A 25,487-nucleotide genomic window follows, 5' to 3' on the forward strand; every position below is an offset into this window, starting at 1 on the left:
CAGTGGCACAGAAATCATCGCGCGGGGCGCTCGGGATGCGCCCTCTGCGCTTTGCAGGCTACGTTGGCGCCATCGGGGTTCTGGCCGCGACGGCCGCGTTCGCCGACACCCCGGTCAACCCTGCCACCACTGCCGAACAGCAGGCGCTGCTTCGCGCCCAGCAGTTGCAGGCTGAAAGCGCCAGCCGGATCAGCGGCCCGGTTGTCATCAGCCCCGAACGTGCGCGCGGCGACAGGGTGCCGCCGGGCGGTCCGACGGTGCTGCTCAAGGCGGTCGACATCACCCCGCCCTCTGCCTTCATCAGCCAGGCCGAGCTGGATGCGATCACGGCAAAATACATCGGTCACAATGTTGACTTCAGCCAGATCCAGCAGCTGGTTCAGGACATCAACGATCTTTACGAGAAGAAGGGCGTGGTCACGGCCAGTGCCGTGCTGCCGCCGCAGACGCTGAACGCGGGTGTCCTCAAGATCAACCTTGTCGAAGGGCGGCTGGGCAGCGTTGCCGTTTCGGGCGGCGACAAGGTGCCAGACAACTTCGTGCTCGACCGCATCCACCTGACGACGGCTGGCAACGTCGTGGACGTGCCGACCGCGGCCCGCGACATCGCCCGGTTCAACGCGGTCTATGACGTGCAACTGCGCATGTCGCTGCAGCCGGGTGAGCAGTTCGGGACCACCGACATCGCCTTTCAACTGACAGAGCCGCGGACCAACCAACTGTCGTTCTTCTTCGACAACATGGGCATCCCCTCGACCGGGCAGGGCGAGGGCGGGGTTTATTACCACCGCTACGGCCTGTGGACGACCGATGACAACCTGATCGCCTATGCCACGCTCGCCGCCGGCAGCGCGGCCGGCACGTTGAGCTATGACACCCCGATCACGCCTGTGGGGACGCGGCTGGCCCTTTCCTACAGCAGGTCCGTGGTACGCACGATCAGTGGTCCCACGGCCTCGCTCGACATCCGCGGGCGATCGCAATCGGTCAGCGCGACGTTGAGCCAGCCGCTGTATTTCGACAAAGGCTGGACGATCATCGGGTCGGGTGCTTTGTCCTATGGCACCTCCAACTCGACCTCCGGTGCCACGCCGCTGGTCGATGCCGAGACGACGCGCACCAGCCTTGGCCTGTCGATCTCGCACACCGGCGCGAAATTCTCGTTCAACGTGGCGCCGCAGATCGTGCGCGCCTTCACCAAGGACAATCTGGAGCCGTCGAGCCGCAACATCACGCTGTTCACCGGGTCGTTCAACGGCAGCTATCGCCTCAACGATGCGATCACGCTGACCGGTGCGGGCGCATGGCAATATACCGATGCCAAGCTCATCCCCGGTGACCTGCTGTTCCAGGTCGGTGGATCGGGCACCGTGCGTGGCTACCCATCCGGCGCGCAGGCTGGCGACAGCGGCTTTTTCGGCCAGTTCGAGGCGCACAAGTCGCTCGACAACGTGCGGCAGGGCCTGGATGTCTTCGGCTTCGTTGATCTTGGCGCGGTCTATTCCACGTTCCCGTCCAAGGTGTTCTTCGTCTCGGCCGGCGCGGGGATATCTTATCAGCTGCCCAACAATGCCAAGCTGGAATTGGGCATCGGCGTGCCGTTGAAACAGTCGGTCGACAACCAGAAGGGCGCCGAAATCTATGCCCGCGTCACCGTCAACGCCTTCTAGGCCGGGCTGAACGCCTTGCATCCCTTCGGCGGCAGAGCGCCCGCCGTGGGGACTCAGAAATGATTACTTGACGATAATGCTCAAGATTATACACCTGTGGCTTGTAGCCTCGGGAAAACCCCTTTCATGACGACAGCGCAGCCGATCATTGCCGAAGAACGCGCGCTCGGCCTGTCGGCGAAGGGGGATCACGGCCGGGTGCTGCGAATTGACGTCACCGACATGGCCGCCAGCCTGCCGCCGCAAGAGATCGAACGGCGTCTGATCGAGCTTGGTTTTGTCGAAGGGGCAGAGGTGCGCATCCTCCACGAGGGCCTTTTCGGCCGAGACCCGATCGCCGTCCGCGTCAATGGCGCGACGGTGGCGCTGCGCCGACGCGAGGCGATGGCAATCTTCATCGGCTAAGGGCCCTGCCGGTGATCACAAAGCAGCTTATGGCCAAGGCGCCGTAGCCTCGGTTGCGCATGGGCCGGCCCCTTGTTCGTGCGCAAAGGACTGGGATCGCGGTATTGTTTCAGGAAAACCTTGCGCAGCCGGGCGTGGCTGTGGAAGGTCAATGCGTGCCGCGCGCTTAACACCGGCGCCCCTCTGCGGGATCGCGTACCGATCTGGACGGAGGCGCGACCTGCCGCACAGCAATGGAGCCGGACCATGACACGCAGTCCAACCGTCCGCATTTCCCTTGCCCTGGCGACTTGCGGGGCGCTGCTGTCGGCGCAGCCGGTTCTGGCGGCGGATACCCAAGGGTGGGACACCGCCTCGACAGCCTTCGCGCTGGGGTTGGGGGGCGTTGCGGCGTTTACGACCTATGCCCACAAGGATAGTTCCGGCGGTGTCGAGCTTGCCAAGACCGTTGGCGCCACCTTCCTGGTCACCGAGGCGCTGAAGGCGGCGATCGACGCGCCGCGGCCCGACGGCTCGGGCCATGACAGCTTTCCCTCCGGCCATACCGCGATGGCGTTTGCCGCCGCCACCTATGTCGCGACCCGCTACGGCGACCAGATGGGCCCTTATGTGCCCTATCTCTACGGCGTTGCGGCGTTGACGGGACTTGGGCGTGTCGAAGCCGACAAACATTATCTGGGTGATGTTGTGGCCGGTGCCGCCCTTGGTTGGGGCTTGGCGCGATTGTTCACCACCCCGCGAAACGCCGAGCTTGCGATCACGCCCACGGCGACGGGGGCCTCTGCTACCTACACCTTGCATTTCTGAGCGCGCGATGCGGCTGCTTCGCGAAAGAGCCAGGTCTTTTCGTCATGCCTTTCGCGGGCTGGGATTATTGCTGCGCCAGCCAAATGCCGTCATCCATTTGCTGGCCGCTTTTGCGACGATCGGGTTGGCGGCCTTTTTGCGGGTGCGCGGGGGCGACTGGATCGCGCTGATTTTCGCCATCACACTCGTGCTGGCAGCCGAGGCGATTAACACCGCGCTGGAACGGGTCGTGGACCTTGCCAGCCCCGAATGGAGCGCCTTGGCACGCGATGCGAAAGATCTGGCCGCCGCCTGCGTCCTTGTCTGTGCCATCGGCGCCGTCTGCATTGGTCTAATCGTGTTCTGGCCCTACCTCGTTGCATCCGCAGCCGGCTGACGCAGTGACGCTCTCCGGTACGTGACCGGAATCAAACTTGACTGTATTGATCAAGAATATAAAGGTGCCCGCCGAACCGTTGTGGATGACATCAGAGCATGCTCAGCAAAGCCCAACTGAGCCCGCAAGAGGTGCGTATCCAGCACGAGGGCCCATTCCGCCGCGAGGCGATGGCGATCTTTATCGGCTGACATGGCCGGCCCGCCGAAGCGGGCACTGGAACAAGGGACGGCATATTCGATGGACGACCTGAGCCAGGCCCGCACGTGGCGCTTTGCCATCGTGGGTGCGCCGAACTGCGGCAAGACGGCGCTGTTCAACGCGCTGACCGGCGGACGTCAGAAGGTCGGCAACTATTCCGGCGTCACCGTCGAACGCAAGCTGGGCACAGCCGTGACCCCGACCGGCACCCGCATCGACGTCGTTGACCTGCCCGGCACCTATTCGCTGCGCGCCCGCAGTCCCGACGAAGAGGTGACGCGCGACGTCGTGATGGGCGCGCGCCCGGACGAGCCTGCGCCCGACATGCTGATCGTGGTGGCCGATGCCACCTCGCTGCGCGCCGGTCTGCGGCTTGCGCTCGAGGTTCAGCGCGTGGGGCGTCCGACAATGCTGGTTCTCAACATGATCGACATCGCCCGCCACCGTGGCATCGGCATCGACGAGGCAGCATTGGCAGCAACGTTGGGCATGCCGGTCGTCTCGGCAACTTCTGTGCGGCGTGGCGGGCTCGATGCGCTGTGGGCCGCACTTGACGGCATCATCGCCGGGGGCATCGCCCCGGCGGGCCCCAACACATGGGAAGCACCCGGCGCGCTGCAATTGCGCCGCCTGCAGGGCGAAGCGGACCGTCTGATCGCCGCGGCGGTCACGGCGCCTGCCCGGCCCGACACGCTTACCGGTCGGGTCGATGCGGTGTTGTTGCACCCCGTGGCGGGGTTGCTGATCTTGCTGGCGCTGCTGTTCGTGATGTTTCAAGCCGTCTTTGTCGGCGCCGCCCCCCTGATGAACCTGATCTCGGCAGGCTTTGACGGGCTGGCCGGGCTGGCGCGGGCGGTGCTGCCACCCGGACTGTTGCTAAGCTTTGTGCAGAACGGCCTGATCTCGGGCGTGGGCAGCGTGCTGGTCTTCCTGCCGCAAATCCTGATCCTCTTCCTCTTCATCCTGCTGCTCGAAGACCTGGGATACATGGCGCGCGCGGCCTTCCTGATGGACAAGATCATGGGCGGGGCGGGGCTGCATGGCCGCGCCTTCATCCCGTTGTTGTCCTCTTTCGCCTGCGCGATCCCCGGCATCATGGCCGCCCGCGTGATCGACAGCCGCCGCGACCGGTTGACGACCATCCTTGTCGCGCCGCTGATGACCTGCTCGGCGCGCATCCCGGTTTATACACTGATCATCGGCGCCTTCATCCCGGCGCGGCAGGTCGCGGGGCTCTTCAGCCTGCAGGGGCTGGTGATGTTCGGGCTTTATGCTGCCGGCATCGCCTCGGCGCTGGGCGTGTCCTTTGCCGCGAAGTTCCTGTTCTGGCGTCGCCAGCCATCGCCGCCCTTCATGCTGGACCTGCCCGATTACAAGATGCCCCGCCCGCGCAACATCGGTCTTGGGCTGATGACGCGGGTGCGGGTGTTCCTGCGCCGTGCGGGCACCACGATTTTTTCGATGATGGTGGTGATCTGGGTGCTGGCAAGTTTTCCCGCCGCACCGCCGGGCACGACCGATCCGGCGATCTTCCACAGCTTCGCCGCGATGATCGGCCGCGCGATCGAGCCGGTCCTCGCCCCGATCGGGTTCAACTGGCAGATCAGCATGGCCCTTGTCCCCGGCATGGCCGCGCGCGAGGTCGCAGTTGCCGCGTTGGGCACCGTCTATGCCATCCAGGGCGGCGGCGGCGATGACCCGATGCTGGTGGGCCACGTGCTGGCCCAGAACTGGAGCCTTGCGACCGCGCTGTCGCTGCTGGTCTGGTACATCTTCGCACCGCAATGCGCCTCGACGCTGGCTGTGATCCGGCGCGAAACGGGCGGCTGGCGCTGGATGTGGGTCACCTTCGGCTACATGCTGGCGCTGGCCTATGCAGGGTCTTTCCTGACCTACAACATCGCCTTGGCGTTCGGCGCAGGCTGAGGCGGCGGGCCCGTTAGAACCACTGCCCCGGCTCCATCAGGCCAAGGTCCAGCAACTGCTGCGAATGCCAGGTGAAGCGGGTGGAGTTGTGCCAGCGGAACGTTTGGATGTCGAAGGTCGAGCCCGGATTGCGCTTAAGCGCCTTGGCGGTGCGGAACGAACAGATCGCCGCCGTCAGGTTGTGGTGCCACGGGCAGGCGTAGGTGTTGTATTCCTCGTCGGTGAAGGTGTGATCGGGGCGGAGCTTCAGCCCGGGCTTGGCGCGAAATAGCCCGACCCGGTCGATCCGCCGGCTGGCCCGCGGGATATGCTCTTCGAAGCGCCAGCGCAGCCCGCCGAAGAAATCCAGCTGCCGCTCCAGCGGGTTTCCGTCGGGGCCCTTGCGGGCCAGCGCGTAATACCCCGACCTGTCAAGATGCGCATCGGTCAGCGAGACCGCGCCGGGATGTGCATCCAGATCGCCGGCGTAAAGATCGACCACGTAGGTCAGGATCGTGTCGCGCCGCTCTTCCATGTTGAAGGTCAGCATCTCGCCCACACCGCGATGTTCGCAGAACGGGAAGAACAGGTATTCGGCGTTGTAGCAGTAATAGAACCAGACATCGGGCGCGGCGGCGGTAATACGGTTGACCGCGCCAACCAGCGCGCCTTCGGCGAGCGTGTCGTGATCAATGCGCAGCACCCGACCCGCCGGATCACCCGGAACTTCGACGGCTGGCGGCGCCAGCACGATCAGCTTGCGGAAGCCGGAATCGAGGTGGTGGCGGATTGTCGAGCCAACCTCGACATCGTCCTCGACGAAGATCAGGCACAGCGGCCCCTTCACCAGCGCCGATTTCCCGCGGGCAAGGAACTCGGCAAGACTGCCAAAGCGTTCGGCAGCGACGCCGGCGTTTGGCATCGGTGCGGGAACCGGGCCGCGCGGACCCGTTCCAATCGCTGTCTTGGCGGAAAGGTCGTTCATCGGCGGATGCCTGGCCTCGCTTTTGCGTGCAGGATTGGGTAAATCCCCCTCCATTGCAAGTAGCGGTGCCGGCCTGTAGGACGCCCTGTCAGCCCTTCACTTGTCTGCCCGCCGCCGAAAGGTTCGCCCGATGTCCGCGCCAAAGAAGCTTTTCATCAAGACCTATGGCTGCCAGATGAACGTCTATGACAGCGAGCGCATGGCCGAGGCGCTGGCGGTGTCGGGCTATGCCCGCACCGAGACGCAGGATGACGCGGACCTCATCCTGCTCAATACTTGCCATATCCGCGAAAAGGCCTCGGAAAAGGTGTTCTCCGAACTGGGGCGCCTGCGGGCCCTGAAAGACGAACGGCCTGACTTGAAGGTGGGTGTAGCGGGCTGCGTCGCGCAGGCCGAGGGCGACGAGATCATGCGTCGCGCGCCGGTTGTCGATCTTGTCGTCGGCCCGCAAAGTTATCATCGCCTGCCCGCGATGGAAGAGGCGGTGCAGAAGGGCGCGCGCGCCATCGACACCGACTTTCCCGCCGAGGACAAGTTCACCGTTCTGGCCGGCCGCCCCAAGGCCGCGCGTGGACCGACGGCGTTTCTGACCGTGCAGGAGGGCTGCGACAAGTTCTGCGCGTTCTGCGTGGTGCCCTATACGCGTGGGGCCGAGGTCAGCCGTCCGGCCGACCGTATCCTGCGAGAGGCGCAGGAGTTGGCCGCTTCGGGCGTCCGCGAGATTACCCTTCTGGGCCAGAACGTGAATGCCTATCACGGCCACCCCGGGGGCCTTGCCGGACTTGTCGAGGCGCTTTCGGGCATCGAGGGTCTGGACCGGCTGCGCTACACCACCTCACATCCAAATGACATGGATGACGCGCTGATCGCGGCGCACGGCAACCAGCCCAAGCTGATGCCGTACCTGCACCTTCCGGTGCAATCGGGCAGTGACCGCATTCTCAAGGCGATGAACCGCAAGCATACGGCGGATCAATACCTTGCATTGGTCGAGCGCCTGCGCGCCGCGCGGCCCGATCTTTTGCTGTCGTCAGATTTCATCGTGGGATTCCCGGGCGAGACCGAGGCCGAATTTGAAGAAACGCTGGCGCTGATCCGCACCGTTGGATTCGGCGCGGCCTATTCTTTCAAGTATTCGCCGCGCCCCGGCACGCCCGCGGCCGAGCGGCCCGCGCTGCCCGACGAGGTGGCCGACGATCGCCTGCAACGCCTGCAATCCCTGATCACCGCGCAGCAACATGCAGCGCAGGAGGCGATGATCGGCCGCGAGGTCGAGGTGCTGTTCGAGAAACCCGGCCGCATGCCCGGCCAGCTGACCGGCAAATCGGGACACCTTCACCCGGTCCATGTCACGACCGACCAATTGCGAGTCGGCGATATTGCCCGGGTGCGGATTACTGGAAGCGGTCCGAACTCGCTTTCCGGGGTCGCGACAATACCTGCGTAATCGCGCGAACTGTTCGCCGAATCAGAACGATCGAAATTCGGCCCGATGGCATTGTGGCCGGATTGTGGCACCTTTCCCCGATTTCGGCTTCACAGCCGCGCTCTTGTTGCTAAGGTATCTCAAGAGCGTAAGCTCAAGAACACGATCGAAAAAGATCGACAGGGTATGTGGGGGCTTACCGATGAAGATGTCGGCATTTGGCAAGTGGGCAGCGTCCGTGATGGCGGCGCTTGCAGCTTGTTTCGTATTTGCAACCGCGGCTCATGCGGACGGGGCAGCTGCCGCGCCCACCGCACCGACCGTCGCGGGTCATATCAACTGGGGTATCTGGGTCGACGCCGATGGCTGCCAACACTGGTGGGCCGACGGCGGGGTCGAGGGCTATATGGTTGACCGGGTGGATCCCAAGACGGGCCATCCGATCTGCGCTACAGTCAACCGCTGCTTCGTGGGCAACACCGATCAGCTGTTCGACACTGACAGTTCGCACCTGACGCCGGCGGCCGTCACGCGTCTCAAGCAATTCTTCGAGACTGCGGGTGCCTTTGGCTATGCCGTTTACGGGCATACCGACAGCCGGGCCTCGGACGCCTACAACATCGGGCTGTCGCAGCGACGCGCCAAGGCGGTGGCGGATGTCGGCAGGTCAGTCGGGGCACCCATCGTGCGCGAGATCGGCTATGGCGAGCGCCAGCCGATCGCCACGAACGCAACCCCCGAGGGCATGCAGCTCAACCGTCGCGTCGAAATTGTCTGCTACACATGGTGATCAAGATGAATGCATTTGGCGCGAAGCTTGCAGTTCTGGGGGCGGCCGCCATGCTGGCAGGCTGTGCCGAGGGTCCGCTGGGCGGCCTGACGCCCTATCAACAGGGTGGCCTGATTGCCACCAACCACGATACCGGCATCGACCAGGCTCCGCTGGTCAACGGCGAGGCCGCCATCGCCTATGACGGCGACGGTTGCCAGGTCTGGATCAAGGATGACGGGGTCGAGGGCTATTCCGGCCGTCGGTTCGACAACCGCTCGGGGCTGCCGATCTGCAACAACCTTTATCCGCCGGGCACGGTGGTCGGCAATTACCAGGACCAGGCCGCCCCGATCCGCGACTGGGTGCCGCGCAATCCATGATCGACGGCAACCTGATTGCTCAAGGCCGCGGCATTGCCCGCGGCCTTTTGCCTTTTTGCATCGGCCGGATGTCGCCTCTTCGTGACATTGACCTGCAACAGCTTGTGTATCCGGCGCCAAGTCGCCACGATTGTCCCAACACCTGAGCCGAGGAGTTCTGTTTGGCCACCAGCATCCTGACCCCGCACCGCACCGCGCCCGATAATTCCGAAACGGTGCTGGAATTTCCGGACAACTTCCTGCTGATCGACCTGTGCGGGGAATATGACAGGAACCTGGCCGATATCGAACACCGACTCAGCGTCCAGATCCTGCGCCGCGGCAATCGTCTGAGCGTGATCGGCGATGCCGAGGCGCGCGCTAGCGCCGGCGACGTGCTTCACGCGCTTTACCATCGCCTCGAATCAGGACGCGGGATCGAACCCGGCGACATCGACCGCGAATTGCGGATGGGCGGCGCGGAGCAGGGGACAGGGACCCTTGCCGGCGATCAGAAGGAACTTTTCGGCGCCGGCCGGATCGAGATCAACACCCGCAAGAAACTGGTAGAGCCACGGACCGAGGCGCAGAAGGCCTATGTCCGCGCCCTTTACGAGAACGAGTTGTGCTTCGGCATTGGCCCCGCCGGCACCGGCAAGACCTATCTTGCCGTCGCGGTAGGCGTGAACATGTTCATCGGCGGCCATGTCGACCGCATCATTCTCAGTCGTCCCGCGGTCGAGGCGGGCGAACGGCTGGGTTTCCTGCCCGGCGACATGAAGGACAAGGTCGACCCTTACATGCAGCCGCTTTACGACGCACTGAACGATTTCCTGCCGGGGAAGATGACGGCCAAGCTGATCGAGGAAAAGAAGATCGAGATCGCGCCGCTGGCCTTCATGCGCGGCCGGACCCTGTCCAATGCCTTCGTGGTACTGGACGAGGCGCAGAACGCGACAAGTATGCAGATGAAGATGTTCCTGACGCGACTGGGCGAAGGCAGCCGCATGGTGATCACCGGCGACCGCACCCAGGTCGATCTGCCGCGCGGTATGCCATCGGGGCTGGCCGATGCCGAGCGCATCCTCAAGGGCATCGACAAGATCAGCTTTAACTATTTCACCGCCAAGGACGTCGTGCGTCATCCTCTGGTTGCCGCGATCATTGGGGCCTACGAGGCCGAGGGCGGCGTCTGAGCGCGATGACCGTCGATTGTATGGTGGAAGACCCGCGCTGGGAGGCGCTGGAAATCGAGGCGCTGGCCGAAACAGCCATATGTGCCACGCTGGAGCGGCTGGGGCTTGAACCTTCGGTTTTCGAGGTCAGCCTGATGGTCTGTGACGATGCGCGCATCAGCGCGCTCAACGCCGATTTCCGTGGCAAGCCAACGCCGACAAACGTCCTGAGCTGGCCCTCCGAGGAGCGCGGTGCCGAGACGCCCGGTGAAATGCCGCATCCGCCCGCGCCCGAAGATTTTGGCCCGACCGAGCTGGGCGATATCGCGTTGGCCTATGACACTTGCGTGGCCGAGGCTGCCGCGGCGGACAAGCCGCTGGCAGACCACGCAACCCATCTGCTGGTCCACGGCACGCTGCATCTGTTGGGCTTTGATCACATACGCGAGGCAGATGCGGTCCTGATGGAGGGTCTGGAGACGGAAATCCTTGGCAAGCTGGGCCTTGCCGACCCATATTCGCAAGCGTAATGACGCGATCCTGATCGCGATCCGAGGTAGGAGAAGATGGGCGACACCCCCGAGGGGCCTTCACGACAGGCACCCGCCACAGGCGACGACCCCGCCGAGGGTCAGAGTCGCGGCTTCTTCAGCCGCATCATCGAAGCGCTGGCTCCCACCGACAGCGGTGACGAGGGTGGGGCCGTGCGCCCCGCGAACGGCACCGTGGCTATGCCCGGCATGCTCAACCTGCGCCGGTTGCGCGTCGAAGACGTGGCAATCCCCAAGGCCGACATCGTTGCCGTGCCCGTTACCATCTCGCGTGATGACCTGTTCAAGGTATTTCGTGACAGCGGGCTGACGCGGGTGCCAGTCTATGATGGCACGCTGGACAGCCCCGTCGGCATGGCAAACCTCAAGGATTTCGCGCTACGCCACGGTTTTGACGCGGGCGCCACGCCCTTTGACTTGCGCGCGATGCTGCGGCCGCTGCTTTACGTGCCACCGTCCATGCCGCTGGGCGTACTTCTCCAGAAGATGCAGGCCGAACGCATCCACATGGCCTTGGTCATCGACGAATACGGCGGCACCGACGGTCTGGTGACGATCGAGGATCTGATCGAGCAGGTCGTCGGCGACATCGAGGACGAGCATGACATCGAAGAAGCGCGCACCTTCCTCAAGGAAAAGCCGGGGGTCTACATGGCGCAGGCCAAGACCCCTCTGGAAGAGTTCGAATCCGCCATCGGCATGGACCTGACTGCGCATGACCAGATCGACGAAGAAGAGGTCGATACGTTGGGCGGGCTGGTCTTCATGCTGGCGGGCCACGTCCCCGCGCGGGGCGAGATCGTCACTCACCCTGACGGGGTGGAGTTCGAGGTGATCGACGCCGATCCGCGCCGCATCAAGCGGCTGCGGGTGAGGCTGCCTTCGGCCGAGGCTTCGTGACCCAGCAGCCAGCGACGCGCGGCACCGGCCGCCGGGCGGGCGTGCTTGTCCTGCGGCTGGGCGGGCTGGTGGCGCTTGGTGCGCTTGCCGGGTTGGGGCAGGCGCCGTGGGCGCTCTGGCCGCTGACGCTGGCGGCGCTGACCGTCGCATTTTTCCTGCACGCCCGCGCCACCCGGCCCCGCGCCGCCTTCGGGATGGGCTGGGCGCTGGGCCTTGGCTATTTCCTGTTGACCCTGCACTGGATCATGCAGCCTTTCCAGGTGGATGCCGCGCGCGACGGCTGGATGGCGCCCTATGCGCTGGCGCTGATGGCGGGGGGGCTGGCGCTTTTCTGGGGGGTGGGCTGGGCACTGGCGCAACGGTGGCGGCCCGCCGGCGCATTGGCCCTTGTCGCCGCATGGACGTTGGCCGAGGTCGCGCGCAGCGTCCTGTTCACCGGCTTTCCCTGGGCGCTGATCGGCCATGTCTGGATTGGCACGCCGCTGGCGCAACTGGCGGCCTTCGTCGGGCCGCACGGGCTGACCCTGCTGACTTTGCTGGGTGCTGCCGCATTGGCACAAGCGGGGCGGCGCAGTTTTGTGCTCGCCGCGCTGCCGGTCGTGGCCGGAGCTGTTGCCTGGCCACTGCTTGATCCCGGCCCGGCCCCCGCGCCCGATGCCACGTTGCCGCTGGTGCGCATGGTGCAGCCCAACGCGCCGCAGGACCAGAAATGGAACCCCGACATGGCGGATGTCTTCTACAACCGCCTGCTCGACGCCACGGCAGCCAGCCCCGCGCCGGACCTTGTCGTCTGGCCGGAAACCGCGCTGCCCTACCTGCTGGAATATGCCACCCCCGCTTTCGAGACGATTTCGGACCTTTCACGCGGGGCGCCAGTGGTGCTTGGCATCAACCGGCGTGAGGGCAGCCGCTATTACAACGCGCTGGTCGTTCTGGGGCGCGGGGCGCAGGTGCTGGCCATCCATGACAAGGCGCATCTGGCCCCCTTCGGTGAATACATCCCCTTTGGCGACTGGTTTGCACGGTTCGGCATCCACGGCCTTGCCGCCTCCGAGGGTGGCGGCTTCAGCGCCGGGCGGGTCGGCGATGTGCTGGACATCCCCGGTATCGGCCCGGCGCTGGCGCTGATCTGCTACGAAGGCATCTTCGCCGAAGAGGTCGGCGCATACACCCGCCGTCCGCGCCTGATGGTGCTGATCACCAATGACGCGTGGTTCGGCACCGATGCCGGACCGCAGCAGCATCTTGCGCAGGAACGCCTGCGCGCCATCGAACAGGGCCTGCCGATGGTGCGCGTTGCCAATACCGGCATCAGCGCGATGATCGACGCCAAAGGGCGCATCACCGCGTCCCTGCCGTTGGGCGCCGAGGGTGGGCTGGACGCCCGTCTGCCACCTGCGCTGCCGCCCACCCTCTATGCCCGCTGGGGCGACTGGACCGCGCTGGTGATGCTGATACTGGTCAGTCTCGCGGCGCTTTTCGCCCGTCCGCGCTTTTCGATTGACCCTCGCCGGGCGCGGCAGTAGCCGAGAGGGATTATCATTTGCCGCCACAACGGCTTCCTGGCGTGGCGGTCTACACCCAATGGAGCGTTTCCCCATGTCTCGACAGGACTACATCTTTACCTCGGAATCTGTGTCCGAAGGCCACCCCGACAAGGTCTGCGACCGGATTTCCGATACCATCCTCGATGCGTTTCTCGCTGCCGAACCCGAAGCCCGGGTTGCCTGCGAGACCTTTGCCACCACCAATCGGGTCGTCGTCGGCGGCGAAGTGGGCCTGTCGGATCAGGACAAGTTGCACAGCTACATGGCGCATGTCCCAGACCTCGTGCGCGGGGCCATCCGCGATATCGGCTACGAGCAGGACAAGTTCCATCACGAGACGGTGGAAATCACCAACCTGCTGCACGAGCAGTCCGCCCATATCGCGCAGGGCGTAAACGCCAGCGGCAACAAGGACGAAGGCGCGGGCGACCAAGGCATCATGTTCGGCTATGCCGTGCGCGAAACGCCAGAGTTGATGCCGGCGCCCATCCACTATGCCCATGCGATCCTGCGCCGCCTGACCGAGGCGCGCAAATCCGGCGCCGAACCCGACTTGCGTCCCGATGCGAAGTCGCAGCTGACGCTGCGCTACGTCGAGGGCAAGCCCGTCGAGGTAATGTCGCTGGTCCTCTCGACCCAGCACGCGCATGACAGCCAGACAAGCGCCGACATCCGTGCCATCGTCGAGCCCTACATCCGCGAAGTGCTGCCCGAAGGCTGGCTGACCGCGAACACCGAATGGTGGGTGAACCCGACAGGCACCTTCGTGATCGGCGGGCCCGATGGCGATGCGGGGCTGACCGGGCGCAAGATCATCGTTGATACCTACGGCGGTGCCGCGCCCCATGGCGGCGGCGCGTTTTCGGGCAAGGACCCGACCAAGGTGGACCGTTCGGCCGCTTATGCCGCGCGGTATCTCGCCAAGAACGTGGTTGCGGCCGGCATGGCCGAGCGCTGCACGATCCAGCTTTCCTACGCCATCGGCGTTGCCAAGCCGCTGTCGGTCTATGTTGATACCCACGGCGGGACCGAGGTGGAAACCGCCGCGATCGAGCGGGCGCTGCGCCGGGTGATGGACCTCAGCCCGCGCGGTATTCGCACGCATCTGGGCCTGAACCGGCCAATCTATGCGCGCACAGCGGCCTATGGCCATTTCGGCCGTGCGCCCGAGGCCGATGGCGGTTTCTCGTGGGAGCGGACAGACCTTGTCGATGCGCTGCTGCGCGAGGTCTGAGGCATGGTCGGGTCCGATCCCGGTGGCCTGACCCAGCTTGGGCGGCAGGTGGAAACGCCTGCCAGCCCCGAGGCCGCGATCTTGGAAAAGGTGCCGTCGCCCCATGCCGGCACCGATTACGTCGTGCGTTTCACCGCGCCCGAGTTCACCTCGCTTTGCCCGATGACGGGCCAGCCCGATTTCGCTCATATCGTGATCGACTACATCCCCGGCGACTGGCTGGTGGAATCGAAATCGCTGAAACTGTTCCTGACCTCGTTCCGCAATCACGGTGCGTTCCACGAAGATTGCACGATGATGATCGCGCGTCGGTTGGTCGACCTGCTTGCGCCGCGCTGGCTCAGGATCGGGGCCTACTGGTATCCGCGCGGCGGCATCCCGATCGACGTTTTCTGGCAAACCGGCGCGCCACCGGAAGGCGCGTGGGTTCCCGACCAGGGCGTTGCGCCCTATCGCGGGCGCGGCTGACTTTCGCGCGCGTGTTCTCAATTGAGCGCGCCGTGGCGCGTCCGCCGGAAGGGGGGACGGTTTGGTAAGCATCCGGCCGCGGCTTGACGCGGCGCGGGCGCTTGGGCTACCCCCGGTCCCCGACCAGAGGACCGCATGACCGACACCCCCAAGACCGCCCCCGAGGGCAGTGAGACCGAAGTCTCTGGCACGGACGGCCATCCCACTGGCGCGCCATGGCGCAACTTCTATGGCCGAATCAAGGGCAAGACGATCCGCGCCGCGCAGGCCGAGTATCTGGACGAGGATCTCGGTCCGCTTTCGCCCGGACCGGTCGGCTGGGAGGAAAACCCCGAGCGTCGCCCGCTTGACCTCGCGGCGCGGTTTCCGGGCGCCGACGAGATCTGGCTGGAAATCGGCTTTGGCGGGGGCGAGCACATGGTTCATATGGCCGCGGCCTACCCGGCGATCGGGCTGATCGGCGCGGAGCCCTTTGTCAACGGTGTGGCGATGCTGCTGGGCAAGATCCGCGCGGCAGGTGTCACGAACCTTGCCGTCCATCCCGGCGATGTGCGCGACCTTTTTGACGTGCTGCCCGATGCCAGCATCGCGCGCGCCTTCCTCAACTACCCCGACCCATGGCCCAAGCGCCGCCATCACCGCCGGCGCTTCGTGACGCCGGAGCATCTGACCCCCTTGGCGCGGGTGATGCGGCCGGGTGGGCAGTTCCGTGTGGCCACCGACATTCCCGATTATGTCCGCCAGACACTGGAAGAAGTGCCGCGACAAGGTTTTATGCGCGACGAGGGGGTAACCGCGGACATTCATACGCCCTGGCCCGATTGGCTGCCCACCCGCTACGAGCGGAAGGCGCTGCGCGAGGGCCGCCGCCCGCATTACCTGACGTTCCGCCGCGCCTGAAGCGGGGCAGGGGGGCGCTGCCCCCCTCTGCCTGCGGCATTCACCCCCCGGGATATTTGCAAGGCAAAGGCAGCCGGGTGATGGACCCTGTCGGGTGGCTCGGCTATGAGGCGGCGAGGTTCAATCGAGGTGTCGCCCATGTCCGGCTCTGCCCATCCCGTCCCGATGACTGCCCGCCGCGCCGGCCCGCTGACGGGCGAGGCGCATGTGCCGGGCGACAAGTCGATCTCGCACCGCGCGCTGATCCTTGGCGCCCTCGCGGTGGGCGAAACGCGGGTGACGGGGCTGCTGGAAGGGCAGGACGTGCTGGATACCGCCGCCGCGATGCGCGCCTTCGGCGCCGAGGTGGTGCGTGAAGAGAGCGGCGTCTGGTCGGTGCATGGCGTGGGCGTGGGCGGGTTCGCCGAGCCGGCAAGCGTGATCGACTGCGGCAACTCGGGCACCGGCGTGCGGCTGATCATGGGGGCGATGGCGACCTCGCCCGTCACGGCGACCTTTACCGGCGATGCCTCGCTTAACGGTCGGCCGATGGGGCGGGTGACCGACCCGCTGGCGCTGTTCGGCGCGCGCGCCTACGGGCGTGCGGGCGGGCGGCTGCCGATGACGATCGTCGGCGCGGCCGACCCGGTGCCGGTGCGCTACATGGTGCCGGTGCCCTCGGCGCAGGTGAAATCGGCGGTGCTGCTGGCGGGGCTGAACGCGCCGGGCCAGACCGTGGTGATCGAGCGCGAGGCGACGCGCGACCATTCCGAGCGGATGCTGGCGGGCTTTGGCGCAACGCTGCGCGTGGAGGACGCGCCCGAGGGCCGCGTTATCACCCTGACCGGCCAACCCGAACTGCGGCCGCAGACCATCATCGTCCCGCGCGACCCGTCCTCGGCGGCCTTCCCGGTTTGCGTGGCGCTGATCGTCGAAGGGTCCGACGTGCTGGTCCCGAATATCGGGCTGAACCCGACGCGGGCGGGCCTTTTCACCACGCTGCGCGAGATGGGCGCCGACCTGACCTACGAGAACCCGCGCGAGGAAGGGGGCGAGCCGGTGGCCGACCTGCGCGCGCGCTTCTCGTCCGCGCTCAAGGGCATCGAGGTGCCGCCCGCGCGCGCCGCCAGCATGATCGACGAATACCCGGTGTTGTCGGTCGTCGCGGCCTTTGCCGAGGGGCCCACCGTGATGCGCGGCGTCAAGGAGTTGCGGGTAAAGGAAAGCGACCGGATCGAGGCGATGGCCGAGGGCCTGCGTGCCGCGGGCGTGACGGTGGAAACGGGCGAGGACTGGTGGATCGTGCATGGGCGCGGCGGGGCCGTGCCGGGCGGGGCCACGGTGGCCAGCCGCCTGGACCACCGCATCGCGATGTCCTTCCTGGTGATGGGGCTGGCGACCGAACGGCCGATGACGGTCGATGATGCCAGCCCGATCGTCACGTCCTTCCCGATCTTCGAAGGGTTGATGGCCGGTCTCGGCGCTACCCTGACACGCGACACCAGTGGCCGCGCCTGAGAAGCCCCGGCGCAACTGGCGCGCTATCGTGCTGACCTGCGTGCTTGCCGCGCTGGCAGCCGTGCGAGCCTTGGAATACTGGGCCGGGACCGGTGGGCGGATGCCCTAGAGGGCACGTTCGCCAATCCGCTGAGCCACCATCACGAGGTAGCCGTCGGGATCCTGCAACAGGAATTCGCGCTGGCCGCCCTGACGGTCGCCCCAGTCTCGCCATTTCTCGTGCAGCGGTTCGAAAAAGGGCAGGCCAGCGTCGGTGACCCGGGCCGCCGCGGCAATGACATCGGACACGTAGACCTGGATGATTACGCCACGGCCGAAGGGCTGCTGCAGCGGGCCGGTCTCCCAGCCGCCATCGCGCTGGTACATCATCATCTGCGCGCCGTCAGGATGGGCGAGGCAGGCGAACATTTGCGCGGGCCGGGAAAAGGCCACTGCAAAGCCGATGATCTCCGTCCAGAACGACAACGACCGGGCATAGTCGCTGACCATGATCTCTGTCGCGTGGCTGGCCCATGTGGCGGGCGGTGCGCCTGTTCCCATCGGAACCCCCTTTGACTTGGGGCCGAGGTTAGGGAACAAGGCGGGACGGAACAAGGAAGCGATGCGATGACGTTCACCGTGGCCATCGACGGGCCGGCGGCTGCCGGCAAGGGCACCATTGCGCGGGCGGTCGCGGCGCATTTCGGGATGGCGCATCTGGATACCGGGCTGCTTTACCGCGCCGTGGGGGCCAAGGTGCTGGCCGGGGCTGCGCCCGAGGCGGCGGCGCGCGCGCTGACGCCCGACGATCTGAAAGGCGAGGCACTGCGCACGCAAGCGGTTGCCGAGGCAGCCAGCAAGGTCGCCGCGATCCCCGAGGTGCGCGCGGCGCTGGTTGCGTTCCAGCGCACATTTGCCGCGCGGTCGGACGGCGCGGTTCTGGACGGGCGCGACATCGGCACGGTGATCTGCCCCGCGGCGCAGGTGAAGCTTTACGTCACCGCAAGCCCCGAATGCCGCGCGCAGCGACGGCTGGACGAGCTGGCCGCCAAGGGCATTGCCGGCACGTTCGAAACCATTCTGGCCGAAGTGCGCGCCCGCGACGCCCGCGACAGCGAGCGGGCCACCGCGCCGCTGAAACCCGCCGCCGACGCGGTGATGCTGGACACCTCCGACCTGAGCATCGAGGAGGCGGTCGCGCGGGCCGTGGCCGAGGTGGCGGCGCGGCGCGGATAGGCGCCTTTCGCCTTGCCCTTGCAGGCCGAAACGGCTATGGGACGCCCTGTCGAAGCGGGGATCACACCCGCGAGCATGAGACTGGAGCAGGGCCGGCGCATACCGGCCCTCTTTGTTTTCTTGTTCGACCAACCGCAACCGCAAAGACCGGCGGAGACAACCGCCTGGCCCGAATAGCAACGTCAAAGGAACCGAAAACACATATGTCCGCACGTGCATCCATGGAGGATTTCGAAGCCCTCCTGAACGAAAGCTTCGAAATCGACACGCCCAGCGAGGGCAGCGTCGTCAAGGGCAAGGTCATCGCCATCGAGGCGGGCCAAGCCATCATCGATGTCGGCTACAAGATGGAAGGCCGCGTCGATCTGAAAGAATTCGCGAACCCCGGCGAAGCGCCCGACATAAAGGTCGGTGACGAGGTCGAGGTGTTCCTGCGCCAGGTCGAGAACGCCCGTGGCGAAGCGGTGATCAGCCGTGAAATGGCCCGCCGCGAAGAAGCCTGGGACCGCCTGGAAAAGGCCTATGCCGACGAAGAGCGCGTCGATGGCGCCATCTTCGGCCGCGTCAAAGGTGGTTTCACCGTGGATCTGGGCGGCGCGGTTGCGTTCCTTCCCGGTTCTCAGGTGGACGTGCGCCCGGTGCGCGATGCCGGCCCGCTGATGGGCCTCAAGCAGCCGTTCCAGATCCTCAAGATGGACCGTCGCCGTGGCAACATCGTGGTGTCGCGCCGTGCGATCCTCGAAGAAAGCCGCGCCGAGCAGCGCGCCGAGGTCATCGGCAACCTCTACGAAGGTCAGACCGTTGACGGCGTGGTCAAGAACATCACCGAATACGGGGCCTTCGTGGACCTGGGCGGTGTCGACGGCCTGCTGCACGTGACCGACATGGCCTGGCGGCGTGTGAACCACCCGTCCGAGATCCTGTCGATCGGCGAGACGATCAAGGTGCAGGTCATCAAGATCAACAAGGAAACCCACCGCATCAGCCTGGGCATGAAGCAGCTGCAGGCCGACCCGTGGGATACCGTCGAGGCGAAGTATCCGCTGGAATCGGTGCATACCGGCCGCGTCACCAACATCACCGACTACGGCGCCTTCGTGGAGCTGGAACCGGGGATCGAGGGGCTTGTCCACGTCTCGGAAATGTCCTGGACCAAGAAGAACGTGCACCCCGGCAAGATCGTATCGACCAGCCAGGAAGTCGAGGTCATGGTGCTCGAGATCGACAGCGCCAAGCGTCGCGTGTCGCTGGGCCTCAAGCAGACCATGCGCAACCCGTGGGAAGTCTTTGCCGAGACCCATCCCGAGGGCACCGAGGTGGAAGGCGAGGTCAAGAACATCACCGAGTTCGGCCTGTTCGTGGGCCTGCCGGGCGATATCGACGGCATGGTTCACCTCTCGGACCTGACCTGGGAAGGCCGGGGCGAGGACGCCATCCAGAACTACCGCAAGGGCGACATCGTCAAGGCGAAGGTCACCGAGGTGGATGTCGAGAAAGAGCGTATCTCGCTCTCGATCAAGGCGATGGACGGAGACCCCTTTGCCGAGGCGATCGGTGGGGTCAAGCGTGGCTCGATCATCACTGTCACCGTCACCAAGATCGAGGATGGCGGGATCGAGGTGGAATACGAGGGGATGAAATCGTTCATCCGCCGTTCCGACCTCAGCCGTGACCGCGCTGAACAGCGCCCCGAGCGTTTCCAGGTGGGTGACCACGTGGATGTCCGCGTGACCAACGTCGACAGCAAGACCCGCAAGCTGGGCCTGTCGATCAAGGCGCGCGAGATCGCCGAAGAGAAGGAAGCCGTGGAACAGTATGGCTCGTCCGACTCGGGTGCCTCGCTGGGCGACATCCTTGGCGCCGCGCTGAAAGGCGAAAAGTAAAAGCTTCGGCCATCGCGCCGGACAATCGCCCCCGCCGGTTCCACTGGCGGGGGCTTTTCTTTGGCCCCCTTCCCGGGGGCTGATGGCGCCGCGAATCATCCTTTGAGCAAGATGCTCAGCCACATTCCCGTGACAGCCCCGTGACACCGCGCGACCGCTTCAGAAGTTCAGATTCGTCTTCTTTTGCCTCAGGTCGGGCAGCATTATGCCTACAGCGCCCGTTTCACGCTATTCCGCCATGCCCGTGTTGGGCCTATAGTGATCTCAATGGCAGGGCGAACCTGCAGCGATTTCCGCGTTCCCGGGGGGGCCAGAACAATGATCCGGTCGGAATTGATTCAGCGTATTTCAGACGAGAACCCACACCTGTACCAAAGAGATGTTGAGCGGATCGTGAACACGATCTTCGAACAGGTCACAGAGGCGATGGCCCGTGGCGACAGGGTAGAGTTGCGCGGCTTTGGCGCTTTCTCGGTCAAACGTCGCGATTCGCGTATCGGCCGCAACCCGCGCACGGGCGAGTCGGTCGAGGTCGAGGAGAAGCACGTACCCTTCTTCAAGACCGGGAAGCTGTTGCGCGACAGGCTGAACGAGTCATAACATCGTTCTCATGAAAACCATTCGTTTTGCCTTCTGGGCCATAGTGGGCCTGTGCCTGATCATCGTGGGCCTGGCCAACAGGGGCATGGTGACGCTGCACGCGATGCCCGGCTCGCTGGCGCGTCTGTTCGGTATCTCGCCGGACCTGCAGGTGCCGCTCTTCGTGGTGATCTTTCTTGGCGTCGCGGCTGGCCTGCTCATCGGGTTCTTCTGGGAATGGCTGCGCGAACGCAAATTCCGGGCCGAGGGGCGCGCGCGTGGTCGCGAGGTGGCCGAGCTGAAGCGTCAGATGGACCGCCTGCGCGATGCCAATGGCGACGGCAAGGACGATGTCCTGCAACTCCTCGAAGCACCGGCGCGACGCTAGGCCGATGTCCGGTACAATTCGTGTCAAGATCTGCGGCCTGCGGCTGCCAGGCGACGTTCTGGCTGCGGCAGCCTCTGGCGCCGCCTATGTCGGCTTTGTCTTCTTCCCGCGCTCGCCCCGGGCCGTGACCGCTGAAACGGCGGCCGATCTTGCGCTTTCCGCGCCACCGGGGATCGCCAAGGTTGGGCTTGTCGTTGATGCCGACGATGCCGCGCTGGCCGATATCCTCGACCGCGTCCCCCTCGACATGCTGCAACTGCATGGCCACGAAAGCCCCGCCCGCGTGGCCGAGGTCAAGGCCCGGTTCGGCTTGCCGGTGATGAAGGCGGTGGGCGTCGCCGGGCCCGAGGATTTGCCCGCGCTGGACGAGATGGCGCGCGTCGCTGACCAGATCCTTGTCGATGCCAAGCCGCCCCGCGATGCCGTGCTGCCGGGCGGCAACGGCCTGGCCTTTGACTGGCGGCTGATTGCAGGGCGGCGCTGGCCCGGTCCATGGATGTTGGCAGGGGGCCTGACGCCCGCGAACGTCGCCGAGGCGATCCGACTGACCGGGGCGCGGCAAGTCGATGTCTCGTCAGGCGTGGAAAGCGCGCCCGGGGTCAAGGACCCCGCGCGCATCGCGGCCTTTATCGCTGCGGCACGGGCGTGATCGCGTTCCGTCCCGCGCGACCCGAAGACGTGCCGGCCATAGTGGCACTGCTGACCGAGGACAGCATGGATGCAGCGCCCGGCACGATGGACGGCTACCGCGCCGCTTTTGCCGACCTCGTCGCCGATCCGCGCAACACGCTGCTGGTGGGCGAACGGCACAGCCGCATCGTCGCGACATGCCAGTTGACCGTCATCAGCGGCCTGTCGCTGCGGGCGGCACGGCGGATGCAGGTCGAATCAGTGCGCGTGGCAGCAGATCTGCGCGGGCAGGGGATAGGTGAGGCGATGTTTGCCGAGATTGAGGCGCGGGCCCGCGCCGCGGGCTGCAGCCTGATCCAGCTGACGATGAATGCCGCGCGCAAGGATGCCGCGCGGTTCTATGCGCGCCAGGGCTTCACGGCGTCGCATGTTGGCTTCAAGCGCGACCTTTAGCGGCGCGCGCCAAAGCCCATCCGCGCCATCACCTCGTCGCGCAAAACCATGCGGTGATAGAGCGCGCCCGCGACATGCAAGACAATGAGCAGCGCCAGCACCAGTGCGGCCCAGCCATGCGCGACGACCGTTGGCGCGTGGCGCAGATCGGGCGGTAGCGGTGCGCCGTTGCGGGCAAACACGATATCGTTGAGGTGCAGGCCAATTGCCGTCCACATGCCGAAGACGGCCATCAGCGCGACCAGCAGGTAAAACCCGCCATGCACGGCAACCGCCACCCGGTCCAGCGGGCCGCCGGTAATCTCGGCCGGCGGTCGGGCGGTGACGGCGCGCAGGATCAGCCGGATCACCATCAGCCCAAGGATGGCCATCCCCAGCGCCATATGAATTTCAAGGACGTCGAGTTTCTGCGGCGCGTCCTCGGGCATGGGCGCGATAACGAAATAGCCCCCCAGAAGCATCAGCACGATCAGTGCTGCAATCAACCAATGCAGCACGACGATGACGGGATGATAGCGGCGGACGGGTTGGGCTATGGCCATGGCTGGATGCCTTTTGCAAGCTTTGGCATGAATGAGACGCCGGGTGCGGCCGTCCTGTCAATCGTCGTGCGAAGCGGCACCTTTACCGGGGCCTTGTCTGGCGCTAGGTCAGGGGGCATTGCAGCGAAAGGCAACTGGTTCCGATGGCAAACGACCTTTTCAACAGTTTCATGACCGGCCCGGATGAGAACGGCCGTTTCGGCATGTTCGGCGGCCGCTTCGTGTCGGAAACGCTGATGCCGCTGATCCTGGAGCTGGAAGCGGAATACAACCACGCCAAGACCGACCCGACCTTCTGGGCCGAGATGGACGACCTGTGGAAGCATTACGTCGGCCGCCCCTCGCCGCTTTACCATGCCGCGCGCCTGACCGAGCACTTGGGCGGCGCCAAGGTTTACATGAAGCGCGACGAGCTGAACCACACCGGCGCACACAAGATCAACAACGTGCTGGGCCAGATCATCCTCGCCCGCCGCATGGGCAAGACCCGGATCATCGCCGAAACCGGCGCGGGCCAGCACGGTGTGGCCACGGCCACTGTCTGCGCCAAGTTCGGTCTGGAATGCATCGTCTATATGGGCGCGCACGACGTCGAACGGCAGGCGCCCAACGTGTTCCGCATGCGGCTGCTGGGCGCCAAGGTGGTGCCAGTCACGTCTGGCCGCGGCACCCTGAAGGACGCGATGAACGACGCGCTGCGCGACTGGGTGACCAACGTGCGCGACACGTTCTATTGCATCGGCACGGTGGCGGGCCCGCATCCCTACCCGGCGATGGTGCGCGACTTCCAGTCGATCATCGGCAAAGAGGTGCGCTGGCAACTGGCCGAGCAGGAGGGCGAAGGCCGCCTGCCCGACACGGTCATCGCCGCGATCGGCGGCGGGTCGAACGCGATGGGCCTGTTCTACCCGTTCCTCGATGACCCCTCGGTGGGCATCATCGGGGTCGAGGCCGGGGGCAAGGGCGTGGACGACCGGATGGAGCATTGCGCCAGCCTGACCGGCGGGCGGCCCGGCGTGCTGCACGGCAACCGCACCTACCTGCTGCAGGACGATGACGGTCAGATCCTGGAAGGGTTCAGCATCTCGGCCGGTCTCGACTATCCCGGCATCGGGCCGGAACATGCCTGGCTGCATGATACGGGCCGGGCGCAATACGTCTCGATCACCGATGCCGAGGCGCTGGAGGCGTTCCAGCTGTCGTGCAAACTGGAGGGAATCATCCCCGCGCTGGAGCCCAGCCACGCGCTGGCCCACGTGATGAAGATCGCCCCCACGCTGCCCAAGGACCATATCATCGTGATGAACATGTGCGGCCGGGGCGACAAGGACATCTTCACCGTGGCCAAGCACCTCGGCTTCGACATGAAGGTCTGAATTGGCCGTAAACCTGCGTTTAGTGGCCTTGTCCGGGGGTTGATCTTACCCGTCTAAACGATGCGTCAATTGTGACAGGGGAATTTCGGGTGCTGTGATCGGCCCAGCGGCAAGCACGTCGCATCACAGTCCTGAAATTTCGAAAGGTTCCGTCATGAAACGCATTCTTCTCGCTTCGGCCGCCATCATCTGCCTCAGCAGCGCAGCCGCCCACGCCGACGCATTCACTGATGCCATTGTCAGCAACCTGCAGTCGCTGAACTACACCAGCATCCATATCGTCGATGCTGGTAGCCAGGTTCGTGTCGAGGCGGTGCGCGGCACCGAGACGCTTGAAGTGCTGTATGACAAGACCACCGGCGCCATCCTCAAGCAGGAAACCGGTACGGTTCATTCCGGCACCAACACGACCCCCGGCGTTGACGTCAGCACGGTTGATTCGACCGGAAATACCGATCTTGTGCCGATGGGCACGGGCGACGACAACGGCTCGGAAATGGGTGATGACAATGGCGGCACCGAGATCGGCGACGACAACGGTGGCAGCAATGCCAGCGCGCAAGGATCGAGCAGCAATTCAAGCAGCTCGAACGACAGTTCGAATGACAGCTCGAACGACAGCTCGGGCGAACATTCGGGCGGCGGCTCCGACGATTCGGGCAGCGACGACGGCGAGTGATCGCCGTAAGACTGTAGTAAGCGCCCCTAGATAAAAATGTCGCCGCCCGGCCCCGGGCGGCGATCCGTTGGAGGATCCACGATGTTGCGACGTTTGATCATGACGCTTGTCCTCAGCGTTGCGCCGCTTGCGGTTGCGGCGCAATCGGTGGAGGATTCGATCGTGGCGCAGTTGCGCCAGCAGGGTTTCACCGAGATCAAGATTACCCACACGCTGCTGGGCCGTGTCCGCATTGATGCGACCAGCAAGAGCCTTTACCGCGAGGTCGTGTTCAACCCGACCACCGGCGAGGTGCTGCGCGACTACTGGCGGCAGCTTTCAACCGGTGACGAGGTTGGCCCGATCCTGATCGACCCCTCGGCGGGCGGCAGTTCGGACAATAGCTCTTCCAAGAACGTGACAACGGGCAGTAATACGGCCACCCCCTCGCAGACCAGTTCCGAGGATCACTCCACTTCGGAGCCTTCCGAGCCGCCCGACCCGCCCGAACCACCGGAACCGCCAGAACAGCCTGAGCGCAGCAGCAGTTCTGACGATGGCGGAGATAACTGAGACATGCGATCA

Annotated in this window: 29 protein-coding genes and 1 riboswitch; of the genes, 26 read left to right on the plus strand and 3 right to left on the minus strand. The window is 65.3% G+C overall.

The genetic code is table 11. The features are described from left to right. The first annotated feature begins 2 nt into the window (after positions 1-2). From GC146_RS01995 to GC146_RS02015, 5 genes are all read left to right on the plus strand, one after another. Complete coding sequence (locus tag GC146_RS01995; RefSeq protein ID WP_291833632.1) at positions 3-1,670, plus strand: POTRA domain-containing protein; 1,668 nt, start codon at positions 3-5, stop codon at positions 1,668-1,670. A 126-nt stretch (positions 1,671-1,796) separates the two neighbouring features. Next, the gene (locus GC146_RS02000) at positions 1,797-2,075 is read left to right on the plus strand and encodes a FeoA family protein (protein WP_291833635.1); all 279 of its coding nucleotides are present in this window, start codon (positions 1,797-1,799) and stop codon (positions 2,073-2,075) included. 246 nt (positions 2,076-2,321) lie between these two features. Then, complete coding sequence (locus GC146_RS02005; protein ID WP_291833637.1) at positions 2,322-2,882, plus strand: phosphatase PAP2 family protein; 561 nt, start codon at positions 2,322-2,324, stop codon at positions 2,880-2,882. Positions 2,883-2,889: 7 nt separating this feature from the next. Further along, positions 2,890-3,258: a diacylglycerol kinase family protein gene (locus tag GC146_RS02010; RefSeq protein ID WP_291833642.1), complete on the plus strand. Its 369-nt coding sequence runs from the start codon at positions 2,890-2,892 to the stop codon at positions 3,256-3,258. A 240-nt stretch (positions 3,259-3,498) separates the two neighbouring features. Next, positions 3,499-5,385, plus strand: a complete 1,887-nt coding sequence (locus GC146_RS02015) for a ferrous iron transporter B (RefSeq protein WP_291833645.1) — start codon at positions 3,499-3,501, stop codon at positions 5,383-5,385. 13 nt (positions 5,386-5,398) lie between these two features. Here GC146_RS02015 and GC146_RS02020 read toward each other — a convergent pair whose 3' ends face one another. Beyond that, the gene (locus GC146_RS02020) at positions 5,399-6,286 is read right to left on the minus strand and encodes a hypothetical protein (protein ID WP_291835702.1); all 888 of its coding nucleotides are present in this window, start codon (positions 6,284-6,286) and stop codon (positions 5,399-5,401) included. A 193-nt stretch (positions 6,287-6,479) separates the two neighbouring features. Between GC146_RS02020 and miaB the strand changes: the two genes are divergently transcribed. The 12 genes from miaB to aroA all read left to right on the plus strand — a co-directional run bounded on the left by miaB (position 6,480) and on the right by aroA (position 17,178). Beyond that, a complete protein-coding gene (gene miaB, locus GC146_RS02025; protein ID WP_291833649.1) occupies positions 6,480-7,796 on the plus strand; it encodes a tRNA (N6-isopentenyl adenosine(37)-C2)-methylthiotransferase MiaB in 1,317 nt (438 codons plus the stop codon). A gap of 181 nt (positions 7,797-7,977) precedes the next feature. Beyond that, entirely contained in the window at positions 7,978-8,565 is a 588-nt protein-coding gene (locus GC146_RS02030; protein ID WP_291833652.1) for an OmpA family protein, read from the plus strand. Beyond that, positions 8,559-8,927, plus strand: a complete 369-nt coding sequence (locus tag GC146_RS02035) for a hypothetical protein (protein ID WP_291833655.1) — start codon at positions 8,559-8,561, stop codon at positions 8,925-8,927. Before GC146_RS02030 ends, GC146_RS02035 begins: the two co-directional genes overlap by 7 nt. Beyond that, the gene (locus tag GC146_RS02040) at positions 8,924-9,073 is read left to right on the plus strand and encodes a hypothetical protein (protein ID WP_291833658.1); all 150 of its coding nucleotides are present in this window, start codon (positions 8,924-8,926) and stop codon (positions 9,071-9,073) included. Before GC146_RS02035 ends, GC146_RS02040 begins: the two co-directional genes overlap by 4 nt. Before the next feature lie 15 nt (positions 9,074-9,088). Beyond that, positions 9,089-10,102, plus strand: a complete 1,014-nt coding sequence (locus GC146_RS02045; protein WP_291833661.1) for a PhoH family protein — start codon at positions 9,089-9,091, stop codon at positions 10,100-10,102. A 5-nt stretch (positions 10,103-10,107) separates the two neighbouring features. Continuing rightward, positions 10,108-10,611: an rRNA maturation RNase YbeY gene (ybeY, locus tag GC146_RS02050; RefSeq protein ID WP_291833664.1), complete on the plus strand. Its 504-nt coding sequence runs from the start codon at positions 10,108-10,110 to the stop codon at positions 10,609-10,611. A 36-nt stretch (positions 10,612-10,647) separates the two neighbouring features. Continuing rightward, a complete protein-coding gene (locus GC146_RS02055; protein WP_291833668.1) occupies positions 10,648-11,532 on the plus strand; it encodes a hemolysin family protein in 885 nt (294 codons plus the stop codon). After that, on the plus strand, positions 11,529-13,058 hold the full coding sequence (gene lnt, locus GC146_RS02060) for an apolipoprotein N-acyltransferase (protein ID WP_291833671.1): 1,530 nt from the start codon (positions 11,529-11,531) through the stop codon (positions 13,056-13,058). The genes GC146_RS02055 and lnt overlap by 4 nt, the downstream gene beginning before the upstream one ends. A gap of 17 nt (positions 13,059-13,075) precedes the next feature. Next, positions 13,076-13,124: riboswitch (SAM-SAH riboswitch) on the plus strand. Positions 13,125-13,131: 7 nt separating this feature from the next. Next, positions 13,132-14,313, plus strand: coding sequence for a methionine adenosyltransferase (gene metK / locus GC146_RS02065; protein WP_291833674.1), 1,182 nt, complete (start codon positions 13,132-13,134; stop codon positions 14,311-14,313). Positions 14,314-14,316: 3 nt separating this feature from the next. Next, positions 14,317-14,781, plus strand: coding sequence for a preQ(1) synthase (gene queF / locus GC146_RS02070; RefSeq protein WP_291833677.1), 465 nt, complete (start codon positions 14,317-14,319; stop codon positions 14,779-14,781). A 135-nt stretch (positions 14,782-14,916) separates the two neighbouring features. Beyond that, entirely contained in the window at positions 14,917-15,681 is a 765-nt protein-coding gene (locus tag GC146_RS02075) for a tRNA (guanine(46)-N(7))-methyltransferase TrmB (RefSeq protein WP_291833680.1), read from the plus strand. Positions 15,682-15,819: 138 nt separating this feature from the next. Next, positions 15,820-17,178 (plus strand): 3-phosphoshikimate 1-carboxyvinyltransferase, encoded by a 1,359-nt coding sequence (aroA, locus tag GC146_RS02080; RefSeq protein ID WP_291833683.1) that lies wholly within the window; start codon positions 15,820-15,822, stop codon positions 17,176-17,178. A 105-nt stretch (positions 17,179-17,283) separates the two neighbouring features. Here aroA and GC146_RS02085 read toward each other — a convergent pair whose 3' ends face one another. Then, a complete protein-coding gene (locus tag GC146_RS02085) occupies positions 17,284-17,718 on the minus strand; it encodes a VOC family protein (RefSeq protein WP_291833686.1) in 435 nt (144 codons plus the stop codon). A gap of 66 nt (positions 17,719-17,784) precedes the next feature. Here GC146_RS02085 and cmk point away from each other — a divergent pair, with 66 nt between their 5' ends. The 6 genes from cmk (at position 17,785) to GC146_RS02115 (ending at position 22,326) form a co-directional block, all read left to right on the plus strand. Then, positions 17,785-18,393: a (d)CMP kinase gene (gene cmk / locus GC146_RS02090; RefSeq protein WP_291833689.1), complete on the plus strand. Its 609-nt coding sequence runs from the start codon at positions 17,785-17,787 to the stop codon at positions 18,391-18,393. Between the two features lie 203 nt (positions 18,394-18,596). Then, the gene (rpsA, locus tag GC146_RS02095; protein ID WP_291833692.1) at positions 18,597-20,276 is read left to right on the plus strand and encodes a 30S ribosomal protein S1; all 1,680 of its coding nucleotides are present in this window, start codon (positions 18,597-18,599) and stop codon (positions 20,274-20,276) included. A 318-nt stretch (positions 20,277-20,594) separates the two neighbouring features. Further along, complete coding sequence (gene ihfB, locus GC146_RS02100) at positions 20,595-20,876, plus strand: integration host factor subunit beta (protein WP_291833695.1); 282 nt, start codon at positions 20,595-20,597, stop codon at positions 20,874-20,876. 10 nt (positions 20,877-20,886) lie between these two features. Then, a complete protein-coding gene (locus tag GC146_RS02105; protein WP_291833697.1) occupies positions 20,887-21,243 on the plus strand; it encodes a LapA family protein in 357 nt (118 codons plus the stop codon). Positions 21,244-21,247: 4 nt separating this feature from the next. Further along, positions 21,248-21,892: a phosphoribosylanthranilate isomerase gene (locus tag GC146_RS02110; RefSeq protein WP_291833701.1), complete on the plus strand. Its 645-nt coding sequence runs from the start codon at positions 21,248-21,250 to the stop codon at positions 21,890-21,892. Then, entirely contained in the window at positions 21,889-22,326 is a 438-nt protein-coding gene (locus GC146_RS02115) for a GNAT family N-acetyltransferase (RefSeq protein ID WP_291833703.1), read from the plus strand. The genes GC146_RS02110 and GC146_RS02115 overlap by 4 nt, the downstream gene beginning before the upstream one ends. On the opposite strand, the gene GC146_RS02120 is transcribed toward GC146_RS02115, so the two are convergent. Further along, the gene (locus tag GC146_RS02120; RefSeq protein ID WP_291833706.1) at positions 22,323-22,868 is read right to left on the minus strand and encodes a cytochrome b/b6 domain-containing protein; all 546 of its coding nucleotides are present in this window, start codon (positions 22,866-22,868) and stop codon (positions 22,323-22,325) included. The two genes, GC146_RS02115 and GC146_RS02120, sit on opposite strands and share 4 nt — an antisense overlap. A gap of 143 nt (positions 22,869-23,011) precedes the next feature. Here GC146_RS02120 and trpB point away from each other — a divergent pair, with 143 nt between their 5' ends. From trpB to GC146_RS02135, 3 genes are all read left to right on the plus strand, one after another. Further along, complete coding sequence (gene trpB / locus GC146_RS02125) at positions 23,012-24,244, plus strand: tryptophan synthase subunit beta (protein WP_291833708.1); 1,233 nt, start codon at positions 23,012-23,014, stop codon at positions 24,242-24,244. A gap of 154 nt (positions 24,245-24,398) precedes the next feature. Further along, the gene (locus tag GC146_RS02130) at positions 24,399-24,923 is read left to right on the plus strand and encodes a hypothetical protein (RefSeq protein ID WP_291833711.1); all 525 of its coding nucleotides are present in this window, start codon (positions 24,399-24,401) and stop codon (positions 24,921-24,923) included. Positions 24,924-25,004: 81 nt separating this feature from the next. Next, complete coding sequence (locus tag GC146_RS02135) at positions 25,005-25,475, plus strand: hypothetical protein (RefSeq protein WP_291833712.1); 471 nt, start codon at positions 25,005-25,007, stop codon at positions 25,473-25,475. The last annotated feature ends 12 nt before the right edge of the window (positions 25,476-25,487 follow it).

This window comes from Limimaricola sp. (assembly GCF_016125575.1).
In the GTDB taxonomy this organism is placed as follows: domain Bacteria; phylum Pseudomonadota; class Alphaproteobacteria; order Rhodobacterales; family Rhodobacteraceae; genus WGLM01.

Coding starts and splice junctions, on each gene's coding strand:
- GC146_RS02000 (WP_291833635.1), top strand. CDS start 1,797: ATGACGACAGCGCAGCCGATCATTGCCGAAGAACGCGCGCTCGGCCTG.
- GC146_RS02005 (WP_291833637.1), top strand. CDS start 2,322: ATGACACGCAGTCCAACCGTCCGCATTTCCCTTGCCCTGGCGACTTGC.
- GC146_RS02010 (WP_291833642.1), top strand. CDS start 2,890: ATGCGGCTGCTTCGCGAAAGAGCCAGGTCTTTTCGTCATGCCTTTCGC.
- GC146_RS02015 (WP_291833645.1), top strand. CDS start 3,499: ATGGACGACCTGAGCCAGGCCCGCACGTGGCGCTTTGCCATCGTGGGT.
- GC146_RS02020 (WP_291835702.1), bottom strand. CDS start 6,286: ATGCCAAACGCCGGCGTCGCTGCCGAACGCTTTGGCAGTCTTGCCGAG.
- miaB (WP_291833649.1), top strand. CDS start 6,480: ATGTCCGCGCCAAAGAAGCTTTTCATCAAGACCTATGGCTGCCAGATG.
- GC146_RS02030 (WP_291833652.1), top strand. CDS start 7,978: ATGAAGATGTCGGCATTTGGCAAGTGGGCAGCGTCCGTGATGGCGGCG.
- GC146_RS02035 (WP_291833655.1), top strand. CDS start 8,559: ATGGTGATCAAGATGAATGCATTTGGCGCGAAGCTTGCAGTTCTGGGG.
- GC146_RS02040 (WP_291833658.1), top strand. CDS start 8,924: ATGATCGACGGCAACCTGATTGCTCAAGGCCGCGGCATTGCCCGCGGC.
- ybeY (WP_291833664.1), top strand. CDS start 10,108: ATGACCGTCGATTGTATGGTGGAAGACCCGCGCTGGGAGGCGCTGGAA.
- GC146_RS02055 (WP_291833668.1), top strand. CDS start 10,648: ATGGGCGACACCCCCGAGGGGCCTTCACGACAGGCACCCGCCACAGGC.
- metK (WP_291833674.1), top strand. CDS start 13,132: ATGTCTCGACAGGACTACATCTTTACCTCGGAATCTGTGTCCGAAGGC.
- queF (WP_291833677.1), top strand. CDS start 14,317: ATGGTCGGGTCCGATCCCGGTGGCCTGACCCAGCTTGGGCGGCAGGTG.
- GC146_RS02075 (WP_291833680.1), top strand. CDS start 14,917: ATGACCGACACCCCCAAGACCGCCCCCGAGGGCAGTGAGACCGAAGTC.
- aroA (WP_291833683.1), top strand. CDS start 15,820: ATGTCCGGCTCTGCCCATCCCGTCCCGATGACTGCCCGCCGCGCCGGC.
- GC146_RS02085 (WP_291833686.1), bottom strand. CDS start 17,718: ATGGGAACAGGCGCACCGCCCGCCACATGGGCCAGCCACGCGACAGAG.
- cmk (WP_291833689.1), top strand. CDS start 17,785: ATGACGTTCACCGTGGCCATCGACGGGCCGGCGGCTGCCGGCAAGGGC.
- rpsA (WP_291833692.1), top strand. CDS start 18,597: ATGTCCGCACGTGCATCCATGGAGGATTTCGAAGCCCTCCTGAACGAA.
- ihfB (WP_291833695.1), top strand. CDS start 20,595: ATGATCCGGTCGGAATTGATTCAGCGTATTTCAGACGAGAACCCACAC.
- GC146_RS02105 (WP_291833697.1), top strand. CDS start 20,887: ATGAAAACCATTCGTTTTGCCTTCTGGGCCATAGTGGGCCTGTGCCTG.
- GC146_RS02110 (WP_291833701.1), top strand. CDS start 21,248: ATGTCCGGTACAATTCGTGTCAAGATCTGCGGCCTGCGGCTGCCAGGC.
- GC146_RS02120 (WP_291833706.1), bottom strand. CDS start 22,868: ATGGCCATAGCCCAACCCGTCCGCCGCTATCATCCCGTCATCGTCGTG.
- trpB (WP_291833708.1), top strand. CDS start 23,012: ATGGCAAACGACCTTTTCAACAGTTTCATGACCGGCCCGGATGAGAAC.
- GC146_RS02130 (WP_291833711.1), top strand. CDS start 24,399: ATGAAACGCATTCTTCTCGCTTCGGCCGCCATCATCTGCCTCAGCAGC.
- GC146_RS02135 (WP_291833712.1), top strand. CDS start 25,005: ATGTTGCGACGTTTGATCATGACGCTTGTCCTCAGCGTTGCGCCGCTT.